The organism is Kitasatospora sp. NPDC002965 (assembly GCF_040611255.1).
GTDB lineage: Bacteria > Actinomycetota > Actinomycetes > Streptomycetales > Streptomycetaceae > Kitasatospora.
This window is the reverse complement of record NZ_JBEXNT010000016.1, coordinates 62,757-73,017: the sequence shown is the minus strand read 5'-3', so window position 1 is coordinate 73,017 and position 10,261 is coordinate 62,757. Positions and strand designations below refer to the sequence as shown.

The 10,261-nt window shown below is 74.2% G+C and carries 10 protein-coding genes and 2 pseudogenes; 3 read left to right on the top strand and 9 right to left on the bottom strand.

Annotated features, from left to right (window positions below):
- Positions 1-81, bottom strand: a pseudogene (locus ABZY91_RS09935) (roadblock/LC7 domain-containing protein); the annotation flags it as partial.
- A gap of 611 nt (positions 82-692) precedes the next feature.
- Between ABZY91_RS09935 and ABZY91_RS09930 the strand changes: the two are divergent.
- The 3 genes from ABZY91_RS09930 (at position 693) to ABZY91_RS09920 (ending at position 2,996) form a co-directional block, all read left to right on the top strand.
- A complete protein-coding gene (locus tag ABZY91_RS09930; RefSeq protein WP_329881651.1) occupies positions 693-956 on the top strand; it encodes a Clp protease N-terminal domain-containing protein in 264 nt (87 codons plus the stop codon).
- A gap of 86 nt (positions 957-1,042) precedes the next feature.
- Entirely contained in the window at positions 1,043-1,477 is a 435-nt protein-coding gene (locus tag ABZY91_RS09925) for a hypothetical protein (RefSeq protein ID WP_355401204.1), read from the top strand.
- Positions 1,478-1,673: 196 nt separating this feature from the next.
- Complete coding sequence (locus ABZY91_RS09920; protein WP_355401203.1) at positions 1,674-2,996, top strand: aminotransferase class V-fold PLP-dependent enzyme; 1,323 nt, start codon at positions 1,674-1,676, stop codon at positions 2,994-2,996.
- 164 nt (positions 2,997-3,160) lie between these two features.
- Here ABZY91_RS09920 and ABZY91_RS09915 read toward each other — a convergent pair whose 3' ends face one another.
- From ABZY91_RS09915 to ABZY91_RS09880, 8 genes and pseudogenes are all read right to left on the bottom strand, one after another.
- On the bottom strand, positions 3,161-3,730 hold the full coding sequence (locus ABZY91_RS09915; protein WP_355401244.1) for a zinc ribbon domain-containing protein: 570 nt from the start codon (positions 3,728-3,730) through the stop codon (positions 3,161-3,163).
- A 57-nt stretch (positions 3,731-3,787) separates the two neighbouring features.
- A pseudogene (locus ABZY91_RS09910) lies at positions 3,788-4,228 on the bottom strand (zinc ribbon domain-containing protein); the annotation flags it as partial.
- The gene (locus ABZY91_RS09905; RefSeq protein WP_355401201.1) at positions 4,228-4,815 is read right to left on the bottom strand and encodes a phage tail protein; all 588 of its coding nucleotides are present in this window, start codon (positions 4,813-4,815) and stop codon (positions 4,228-4,230) included. The gene ABZY91_RS09905 and the pseudogene ABZY91_RS09910, both read right to left, overlap by 1 nt.
- Positions 4,812-6,773, bottom strand: coding sequence for a putative baseplate assembly protein (locus ABZY91_RS09900; protein ID WP_355401199.1), 1,962 nt, complete (start codon positions 6,771-6,773; stop codon positions 4,812-4,814). The genes ABZY91_RS09905 and ABZY91_RS09900 overlap by 4 nt, the downstream gene beginning before the upstream one ends.
- On the bottom strand, positions 6,773-7,195 hold the full coding sequence (locus tag ABZY91_RS09895; protein WP_329881657.1) for a GPW/gp25 family protein: 423 nt from the start codon (positions 7,193-7,195) through the stop codon (positions 6,773-6,775). Before ABZY91_RS09895 ends, ABZY91_RS09900 begins: the two co-directional genes overlap by 1 nt.
- Complete coding sequence (locus tag ABZY91_RS09890) at positions 7,195-7,512, bottom strand: PAAR domain-containing protein (RefSeq protein WP_355401197.1); 318 nt, start codon at positions 7,510-7,512, stop codon at positions 7,195-7,197. Before ABZY91_RS09890 ends, ABZY91_RS09895 begins: the two co-directional genes overlap by 1 nt.
- Before the next feature lie 68 nt (positions 7,513-7,580).
- Positions 7,581-9,398 (bottom strand): VgrG-related protein, encoded by a 1,818-nt coding sequence (locus ABZY91_RS09885; RefSeq protein ID WP_355401195.1) that lies wholly within the window; start codon positions 9,396-9,398, stop codon positions 7,581-7,583.
- Positions 9,395-10,228 (bottom strand): peptidase M23, encoded by an 834-nt coding sequence (locus ABZY91_RS09880; protein ID WP_355401193.1) that lies wholly within the window; start codon positions 10,226-10,228, stop codon positions 9,395-9,397. The genes ABZY91_RS09885 and ABZY91_RS09880 overlap by 4 nt, the downstream gene beginning before the upstream one ends.
- Positions 10,229-10,261 lie beyond the last annotated feature (33 nt).

The window sequence follows — 10,261 nt, the reverse complement described above, 5'->3', positions numbered from 1 at the left end:
GACCAGGCCGTCGTCGGAGAGCAGGACGGCGCTTCTGGTCCCGGCCACCGAGTCGACGAGTCCGTCCAGCAGCCAGTCCAGGTCCTGGGCGTGACCGTGTCGTTCGGGGCGCTGACGAGGTGCCGGTTCCGGTCGTTCGACTCGGGCCGCTGCAGCCCGGACGGCGTTCCCCGGCGACGGGGCGGCGGTGGTCAGGGGGATGGCCGCTTCCGGAGGGCGGACAGCGCGGTCGGCGTCGCCGAGGGCGGTGCGGGTGCGGGAATTCCGGAGGAGAAGCCCGCCGAGGCGGTTGGCGGGGGTTGCGGTGGGCCGGATCCGGGCCGTGCCGGAGTGGGTGGGAATCCCTTTGGGTGCGGGCCCGTTCGAGTGGCACCCGGGGATTCCGCGCCGGCAAACAGGACGGTTCCGCCACGAACAGGTGGAAAGTCGTCGCGTAGCCGACCGGCTCGGCGGAATGTGTGCACTTCCCCGGCGCGCCACTCGGGTCGGCCTTGCCGGACTTTCCCAACCATCAACCTGCGCAGGGCCCTTGACCGGGCCGATGCTGACCCGGCGCGACCGCGGGCGCGGGCGCGGGCATTCGGCCAGCCTGGCGAGAAGAGATCTCTTCCGTGCTTTCCGGATTCCTTACTACGATGCGCTGAGTCGCGCCCGCCATCCCGGTGGGCCCACGCACGAGGTATCGAGGCACCATGGCGGACGACCACGTACCAACGGCTACACCGCGCTATCTCTCGATTCTCGACGAAGCCGGTCGGATCGCGTCCGAACTCGGGCACGGATACGTCGGAGTCGAGCATCTCTTCCTGGCGATCCTGGCGGACCCGCAGGCGGTTCCCACCCAGGTCCTGACGAATTTCGTCCCCCCGGAGCAGGTGACGGCCGCCCTCCATGACCTCCTGTCCTCACCCGGCTACAACACGCCGACCCGGAACGTGGTGTTCCCGCCCGAGTAGCCGGCGGTGAAAAGGCGGGCACGACCACCGGGCCTGCGTGCGGCAACGCCTCACGCACGTCAACCGCTCATCGGGAAAGGACAATCGTGTCAGTATCTCGATCCATCCGCTCCGCTCTGACGGCCTTCGCGCTGGCCGTGGTGACCCTGTTCGCCGTCCAGGGGGTCGCCGCCGCCGCGGCCCCCGGGGCCCCGTCGGCTAAGACCGTCGCCGTACAGGCTCCCGTGGCCGGTCCGCAGATCCAGGAAGGCACCGCGGCCCTGCTCGGGACGTCCTGGTGCCGGATCGGCTCGGTGGTCTACGAGTGCTCCTCCATGCCGGAGTGCACCCCGGCCAAGGACGGTCGGACCTACAGCGACCAGTACGGCAACGACTGGCGCTGCGGCCTCTACAACGGTTACTGGGCCTGGTCCGCCCAGTCGGGCTGCATCGCACCCGCCGAGATCGCGACGGGCTCGGCCCAGCCGGGCCTGACGCCCGCTCGGTCGGCGGCAACCGGGCGCGAGTCACTGCTCTGCTGAGCCGTCCGGCACCGTAGCGGACCGCGCCGCCACCGAGCGGGGCGGTCCGTGGTGCAGGCCCGGTCCCCGGCACACATCGTCGTCCGGGGCGCGTCGGCACGGCAGGACCGACGCGCCCCGGACGCATCACGACCACACGCCCCGACCACACGCCCCGACCACCCACACCCCGGCCACGCGATCAGGCGCAGGAGACATGAAACCGCTCATCGACCGCCGACGGCTCGTCCTCTCCGGGCTCGCGGGCGGGGCCCTGGCCCCGCTCGCCGGAGTCCGGGCGTCCGCCGCGAGCCCGGCACCGCCCGAGGACTCGACCCCGCCCCGCAGCTTCGCGCCGGGCGACTGGAGATCCGTTCGTGACCAGTTCCGGCTCTCCCGCGCCTACGCGCAGTTCGCGGCCTTCACGTTCGCCGCCCATCCGGCCGGGGTGCGCGCCGCCATCGCGACGCACCGGACCAAGCTGGACGAGGACCCGAGCCGCTACCACCGGGAGAACGCGGACCGCGAACTGGCCGCGCGTGTGGCCGCCGCCGACTACCTGGGTGTCCGCCCCCTGGAGGTGGCGCTGACCGACAGCACCACCATGGGGCTGGCGATCCTCTACCAGGGGCTGCGGCTCCGGCCCGGGGACGAGATCCTCACCACCCGGCACGACTTCCACTCCACCTATGAGGCCCTGCGCCAGCGCGCCCTGCTGACCGGCGCCGCAGTGCGCCGGGTGAGCCTCTACGACGACCCGGCCGGTGTCTCGTCCGACCAGTTGACGGGACGCCTGCTGGCGGCCGTGACCCCGCGCACCAGGGTCCTCGCGCTGACCTGGGTCCACTCCGGCACGGGCGTCATGCTCCCGATCCGGATGATCACCGACGCGGTGGCGGGGATCAACGCGCGCCGGGACGCGGCCGACCGCATCGTCGTCTGCGTCGACGGCGTCCACGGTTTCGGCGCGGCCGACACCGCCGTGGCGGACCTCGGCTGCGACTTCTTCGCCACCGGCACCCACAAGTGGCTGTACGGGCCGCGCGGCACGGGCATCCTCTGGGGGCGCGAGGACGCCTGGCCCCTCGTCCAGCCGATCATCCCGAGTTTCGGCTGGATACGCGAGGACCCGCCGCCGGTCGTCGACCCCGGCCTGATGGCCACCCCGGGCGGCTTCCACACCTTCGAGCACCGCTGGGCCCTCCCGGAGGCGTTCGCCTTCCACGCCTCCGTCGGCCGGGACCGGATCGCGAACCGCATCCGCACCCAGGCCCGGCAGCTCAAGGAAGGACTGGCCGCGATCCCCGGCGTCCGCGTCGCCACGCCCCACGACGACGCACTCTCCTGCGGCATCGTCTGCTTCTCCGTCGCCGACCGGACACCCCGGCAGGTGGTCACCCGCCTGGAGTCCGACCACCGCGTACTCGCCGACGTCACCCCGTACGGCGGCACCCTGGTCCGCCTCGGCCCCAGCCTGGTGACCGACCCGCAGGAGGTGGACAGGGCCGTCCGCGCAGTGGCAGCGATCACCCGCCACTGAGCCGACCACTCCGTCGAGCGCCTTCCGGACCGGTCGACCGCCCGGCCGGCACGGCAATGACGGCTCGCACGTTCATCCCCGGCGAGCACCACACCGAGCACCACACCGAGCACCTCCACGTGAACATCCCGGTGGGTCCCCGTGAGCGCGGCGCTCACGGGGACTCAGCTCCGCTGGAAGAACTCCAGCTCGGCCAGGGCGAGATGGCGGTCGCCGTCCAGGCCTGCGGGGGCGTCGAGGGTCAGGCGGACGGTGATGGCGTCGCTGATGCCGGTGGGGAAGGTCTGCGGGCCGGGCTTGTCGATCAGGGTCAGCTTCCTCACCGACTTCCGGCCGTCCGAGGCCGTCACCTCCAGGTCGATCCGCAGTGCCCGACCCTCGCGGGCGTAGTCCTCGGGTGAGGTCGAGGCGCCGTTGGTGACGATCACGGCCACCAGGCGGAAGGGTTTGGCGAAGGTGCAGGTGACCGAGGCGCCAGGGCCCGGTGCGCCCCAGTAGCGGTTGCTGAGACCGTCCGTGGCGTTGCCGGCCGGCCGGCCGGGCACCTCGGCACTCGCCTCCACGCGGACCGGGGTCACCGGCTTGCTCTTGCCCAGCTTGTCCCGGGTGTCCTCGATCAGGTTCCGGCCGGCCGGCAGCAGCAGGAAGCCACCCGCGCACAGGGCCAGTACCACGGCCAGGATGACCAGGAAGCGCGTTGTCCGGCCCGAGCCGGCCCGGGTGCGGCGGCGCAACCGCCAGATTCTCCGCCACCAGGGGAGCGGCGGTGGGGCCGTACCGGGTGTGAGCGGGGTCGCGCAGCGGCGGCAGAAGCGGCGCTCGGGCGGGTTGGGCGTGCCGCAGGAGGGGCAGGGCGTCCCGGCGGCGCCGTCGTCCACCGGGACCGGGCGGACGACCGGACGTGGTGCGACGGCCTTCGCCGGCCGCACGGGCTGCGGTGAGCCGGGGGGAGGAGGGTCGGAGGGGCGAGGGGGTTCGGCGGGTGGCGAGGGCTCGGGGGGACGGGCGGCGGCGGGAGGACGGGGGACGGCGGGAGGTGAGGGGTCGGCGCGCCGGGGTGCGGCGGCTTCCGCCGGGGGATCGGCAACCGGGGCAGCCGGGGGATCGGCAGCCGGGGCAGCCGGGGTGGCCGGGGTGGCCGGGGCGTCCGACCAGCCCAGGTACGAGCCGCAGTTGCCGCAGAAGCCGTCCGTCGGGCCGTTGGACGCCCCGCACGCGGGACACTCGCGCATCACTGTCGCTCCTCCTCGCTCGTGGGCGGTCCCGGGAGGACCTCCACCCGGCAGACCGTGTGGACCGGGCACAGGCTCCGGACCAGCGCCCGGACCCGGTCCGCGTCCACCTCGTGCGCCGCGTCCACCGCTCCGCCGTGCCGCGGCCACACCCGGACGACCACCTCGTCGGCCGGGGCGGGCGGCAGCGCGCCACCGGCCGTGCTCGACCAGGCGGCCCCGCCGTCCCCGGTGATTTCGGCGGACACGCCCAGCACCAGGCGCAGGGCCGCGACCAGGCCGCGCCGGGTGCCGCTCCAGCGGTGCAGTTCCGCCGCGCGGGCCACCGCCTCGCGGCGCAGCGCCAGCGGCCAGCGCGGGTCGTCGGTGCCGCCCACCCAGGTGGCCAGCCAGGCCAGGAAGTCGGCCGGGGCCAGTCGCGGATCGAAGTACGAGGGCAGGTTGTCGAGGGTGGTGAACACCGGGGCCAGTACCGTGTCCAGCCCCGCTGTGAACCGTTGCGCGAAGTCGTCGTCGGCGTACAGCGCGGGCAGCTGCTCGCCGATCGGGTGCCGGCTGGGCAGGCCCGGGACGGCGGCCCGGCTCATCCGCGCACCTCCGGCTCCGACGCGGTCACGACCACCTGGTGCTGGTAGGAGAAGACCAGCGCGCCCGCGCCGACGTCGATCCGGTCGACCGGGGCGCCGCGCCGGCCCGTGACCGGGTCGGCGGCGAACAGCCGGATCTCCTCCACCACCGCCTCCCCGACGGCGCGTTGCAGCACGCCGAACACCTCCCCGTACTGCACGGGCCGCCCGAACGGCCGGCCCGTTCCGTCGGGTCCGCCGCGCAAGGGGTCGAGGTGCCGGTAGAGCGCGTCGAGCGCCGCGTCGCGCACCCGGTCGGCGTCCGCGGCCGGTACCGAGAGCCGGGCGACGACGGTGACGCCCTGGTAGAACGGCGGCTCGACGAGGAGCCGGGTGCCGATCAGGCGCCGCTCGTCGAGGGCCGTGGTGATCCTGGCGAGGACCTGGTCGGACGGGATCAGCTGCTCGAAGCGCAGCCGGCCGCCCTCGTCGGCCACCGCGTCCGGCACCACCAGGACCCGGACCGCGCCCGCGCCCGCGTCCCGGTCGGGCAGGCAGCGGACCCGGCGTACGGAGGGTGCCGCCTGCCGGGCGATGATCTCGTGGTCTTCGGCGGTCACCGCGCGCTCCTGCATGCGCAGCGTCTCCGGTGCCCGCAGCTTGGCGTTGTCGATGGTCTCCCCGGCGACACCGCCGCGCGCCGCCTCCCGGTTGACGACCCGGGCGACGTAGGGGACGGAGCTGCGCAGGACGGAGACCGCGCCGCGGGAGACGTTGCCCGCCGGGCCGCCGCCGGTGCGGTAGCGGGCCACGCGGATCCGGGCGCCCTTGGCCGGTACGGCCCCGCACGGACGCAGGGTGCCGTCGGCCTCGCGCAGCACCGGCGGGAACGCGAACTCGCCGGTGGTGGCGTCCACCCGGACGTGCCGGTCGGCCGGCCCCGAGCGCCCGAAGTGCTCCACCACCTCCCAGCGCTGCCACCCGTCCGGCGAGGACACCTCCACCACGGGGGGTTCCCCGTCGAGCAGCACGGGCGGGCGGCCGAGCCGGAAGGACTGCCCCGCCACCCCCTCCGACACGCCGAGCGGTACGTCGGTCACCTGCTCGGCGTGCTCCACGGCCGTCGTGCCGCCGACGGTGAAGACGGCGGCCTCGCGCACCGTCGGCGACTCGGAGTAGAACGGCTGCCCCGGCTCCGCCTCGGTGACCCGGCAGCGCAGCCAGCCCGCCCGGGTCCCGCTGACCAGCGACGCCGTGTGTCCGGCCGGAACGTACACGATGACCTCACCGGGCCGGTTCAACCCGCCGGTGCTGTCGGAGCCGGTCTCGCAGCGCTGCCACCGGCCGCCGTCCCACGCTTCCCACACCAGCGGTGGCTGGCGCGGGTCGACGCCGACGCCCTCGACCCGGCTGTCGAGGCGGACCGCGACCACGCAGCGCGGCACCGCCTTCGGCATGCCGAACAGCAGCGCGTCGCCGGGCTCGGGCGCGGCCTGGAAGCACGGGATGTCCCGGCCCTCGGCCAGGGCACCCGTCCGGTCGGTCTGCTCGCCGGCGCGGGGCGCGGTGACCAGCCGGGTCAGCTCGCTCGGCACGATGCGCAGGTCGTCGGTGGTGGCGAAGACCACGGCCGCCTCGGTCTCGCCGGCCGCGGTCGTCACCTCGGTGCCCGCGGGCAGCGTCACCGTGTCCGGTTGGGGGGCCGACAGCCAGAAGTCGACCTCGGCGACGGCCGCCGCCGGCGGGTACAACCGGATGCCCAACAGGTCCAGGAAGGCCAGGTAGTTCTTGTCCGGGACCCGGTTCAGCCGGTACAGCAGCTGGTCCACGAGGTAGGCGAACGTCTCGATCAGGGTGACGCCCGGATCGGAGACGTTGTGGTCGGTCCACTCCGGGGCGCGCTGCTGCACGTACCGCTTCGCCTCGTCGACGAGCTGCTGGAACCGTCGGTCGTCCAGGTTGGGGGAGGGCAGGGCCATCAGTCCGCGACCGTTTCCTCGGTCCCCTCCTCGGAGGGGATCGTGTAGAAGGGGAAGACCAGGTTGCGCCGGTCGTTGGTGGTGCGCACCGTGTAGCGCACGTCGATGTAGAGGGTGGCCGTCTCCACCGCGTCGAAGGCCACGACGACCTCGTCCACCGCGATCCGCGGCTCCCAGCGCTCCAGCGCCTCGCGCACCTGCTGGGCGATCCGCCCGGCGGTGACGCCGTCGCCGGGGGCGAAGACGTACTCGTGGATGCCGCAGCCGAAGTCGGGCCGCATCGGTCGCTCGCCGGGCGCGGTGCCCAGCACGAGGCGGATGGCCTCCTCCAGTTCCCGCTCCCGCTCGACCATGGCGATCCCGCCGGTCGGCCCGACCCGCAGCGGGAACGCCCAGCCGCGCCCGATGAACTGATCGCCCATCACGGACCTCCGATCAGCACGTCGGGCGCACCGGTCAGGACCGCCGCGCCGCACGCCGTCTGGTCGCGGGCCCGCGCGGCGGGCAGTCCGCCGATCAGCACCACACCCCCGGTGACCGCGGCCGGGTTGGGTACCAGCACGTTCCCCGGCCCCAGGGCCGCGTGCGGCGGTACCGGGCAGACGTGCAGGCTGCCCACCACGGCGGCGGGCCGCCCGCCGATCAGCACCGTTGCCACCCGCGCGGCGGTGCCGGGCGGCGGGGTCGCGATCCGGCCACTGTGGTTGGTGGGGTCACCGGTACGGGCTGCGGCCGGCATCGGGGGCTCCTCGGGTAGAAGGGGGAGAGGGGAGAACGGTCGAGGGCGAGGGGACTGCTCACGTGGGGTCAGTTGATCCGGATGAGGCGGGCCTTGAGGACGGCGAGCAGGCCGCCGTCGACGGAGACGTCCGCCGTCCCGGACACCTGGACCGACCGGCCGCCGATGCGGACCCCGGCCGTGCCGTCGATGTCCACCTGCCGGCCGGTCACCTTCACGGTGCCCTGCCGGGCGTCGAGCGTGATGCCGTCCCGGTCCAGCAGGACGGAGGTCAGCGGACGGTTCCGTCCCGCGTACACGGTGAGCTCGATCCGGTCCCGCCGGTCGTCCAGGCGGACCTCCAGCCGTTCGTCCCCGGTCACCAGCCGCAGCCCGGAGGGGCCCGGCGCCGGCGCGTCCAGCAGCTCCACGCGGTGACCCGAACGCGAGGCCACCGAACGGCGGTTGACCCTGCCGCTGGTCGCGTCGACCAGCGGCACCTCGTGCGGCGAGGGCTGGTCCACCCCGTTGTAGAGTCCGCCGATCACGTACGGGCTGTCCAGCAGGCCCTGCTCGAACCCGACCAGCACCTCGTCGTTGACCTCGGGACTCACCACCCCGCCACCGCCCTTGCCGCCCCACTGGACGGTGCGCACCCAGTCGGTGACGTACGTGTCGTCCAGCCAGGGGAACGTCAGACGCACCGCGCCGCGTTCGGAGCCGTTCGGCTCGCGCACGTCCGTCACCACGCCGATCGCCACACCGGGGATGCGCGGGCCGCGCCCCGGAGCGTCGGCGCCGGTCATCAGACCGGGCAGGGAGCGGTCCGGGCCGGCGCCGACCCACACGGTGGTGCGGTAGCCGCCGTGCGGCTCCAGCACGTGCTGCACGGCCGTGGCCGTGTACCGGCCGGAGAACGCCGGCCCCACGTTGCCCAGCGCCACCGGTTTGCCCGCCCGCAGCAGCGGATTGCCCTCGGCCACCGCCTCCAGGTCGCCGAAGCCGGCGCTCACCCGGGCCGCCGCCGCGCGGGCGACCGCCGCCGTCTCCGCCTGCGTCCGGTAGGGGGTGTCGGTGACGGCCACGGCCGACTTCCCGAACCGGGCGGCCGTCCCGGGAGCGAGCCCCGGCACCACGGTGTCGCTGACCACGGACGGCTGCTCGGCGACCAACGGCCGCTTCGTGGCGACGTCCCAGCCGCGCACCTGCACCTTCGAGGCGCCGTCGGCGGCCGACAGCGCGGCCCGCAGCGCCAGCAGGTTGCGCCCGTACTCCAGGACCATCGGGTCGAGCGCGGCCGACGTCGAGGGGGAGGGCGCCCCGGACGCCTTCGCGGGCCTGGTGAACTGGAGCATCCCCTTGTCGTCGACGCGCACCCGCGCACCGCTCTCGCCCGCGAGGAACTGCAGGAACTCCCAGTCGGAGACGTTCGCCTGGGACAGCTGCCGGTACATCACCGGCGCGGCCTCCACCGTCCCGACGGCCAGGCCGGCGCCCGCAGCCACCTTGCGGACGATGTCCGCGGCCGTCATGTTCCGGTACGCGACGACCTTGCGGCCGCGCTGGAGCCGGTGGGCCCTGGAGTAGGCGCGGAGGACGGTGAACGACCCGGTGCCGTCCCGGTCGATCTCCAGGGCCGTGACCTCCCCGTTGAACAGCCGCTCCCGTGCCTGCCCCTTCGCCGTCGTCACCGACACGCGCAGCGGGGAACCGACGGTGACGCCGGTGGAGCGCAGGAACTCGTGGTCGGGGTCGCGGTAGGTGAGCACGGCGGCGTCCGGCAGGCCCACGTTCTCGTCGACCACGCAGCTGACCAGCTGCGCCGCCCAGATCTGCGGCAGCTCGCCGGGGGCCTCCACGATCGGGTCGGCCGCGAAGGACCTGCCCCCGGAATCGAACCCGCTCACCGTTCCCCCTCGCCGCTGCCGTCGCCCAACCCGTTGCCGCTGCTTCGTCCGTTGTCGAGTCCGTTGTGGAGTCCGTTGTGGAGTCCGTTGTCGAAGGCGTGCCTGCCGCCGGTCGCAAGGGCGTGGTCGTCGTCCCGCAGGGCCGGCACCACCAACTCGGCGCCCGGGGCGAGCACCATCGGGTCGTCGATGCCGTTCGCCTCCGCGATGACCCGCCAGGCCGTCGCGTCGCCGTACTCGCGCCAGGCCAGCATCGCCAGGCTGTCGCCCGCCACCAGGGTGTGCGTGCTGCGCGCGGTGCGCGCGCCCGACGTCGGGTTCTGGCCGGGCGGTTCGACGCTCGCCTCCTCGATGGACAGCGAGCAGGTCGCCCGCAGCGGCGTGCCGTCCACGTCGAAGAGCGTGTACGAGACCGACAGGTTCGACAGCACCCCGTCGAACGAGGTGGTTCGCGCGCTGCCCCACTCGAAGCGCACCCAGGGGCTCGCCGGCTTCTTGCGGCCGAGACTGGCCGGGGTCGGCACGCACGCCTTCATCAGCTTCTCGACGGCCCGCTCCACCGAGTCGTCGTGGGTGGCGGTGGCGTCCAGGAAGACCTCCAGGCTCAGGGTGCGCGGGCCGCTGCCCACGAACTCGGGCAGCGCCGACTGCCCCGCCATCCGGGACGGGGACCGTCGCCACTCGGTCGTCTTGCCCAGTTGCAGGGTCGAGGGGTTGAACTGGAGGTCGAGCCGGGCGATCGTCCCGCCGGGCTTGGCCCCGACCGAGGCCGGGGGCTCTTTCAGGGTGAGCTGGGCCCTGGCGCGGCTGGCGCGTGCCGAGAAGGCCATGGTGGGGCTTCCTTCCGGAGCGGGAGTGCGGCG

Excerpts from the sequence above, each read along its gene's own strand:
- ABZY91_RS09930 (WP_329881651.1), top strand. The coding sequence starts at position 693 with ATGGCGGACGACCACGTACCAACGGCTACACCGCGCTATCTCTCGATT.
- ABZY91_RS09920 (WP_355401203.1), top strand. The coding sequence starts at position 1,674 with ATGAAACCGCTCATCGACCGCCGACGGCTCGTCCTCTCCGGGCTCGCG.
- ABZY91_RS09905 (WP_355401201.1), bottom strand. The coding sequence starts at position 4,815 with ATGAGCCGGGCCGCCGTCCCGGGCCTGCCCAGCCGGCACCCGATCGGC.
- ABZY91_RS09900 (WP_355401199.1), bottom strand. The coding sequence starts at position 6,773 with ATGGCCCTGCCCTCCCCCAACCTGGACGACCGACGGTTCCAGCAGCTC.
- ABZY91_RS09895 (WP_329881657.1), bottom strand. The coding sequence starts at position 7,195 with ATGGGCGATCAGTTCATCGGGCGCGGCTGGGCGTTCCCGCTGCGGGTC.
- ABZY91_RS09890 (WP_355401197.1), bottom strand. The coding sequence starts at position 7,512 with ATGCCGGCCGCAGCCCGTACCGGTGACCCCACCAACCACAGTGGCCGG.
- ABZY91_RS09880 (WP_355401193.1), bottom strand. The coding sequence starts at position 10,228 with ATGGCCTTCTCGGCACGCGCCAGCCGCGCCAGGGCCCAGCTCACCCTG.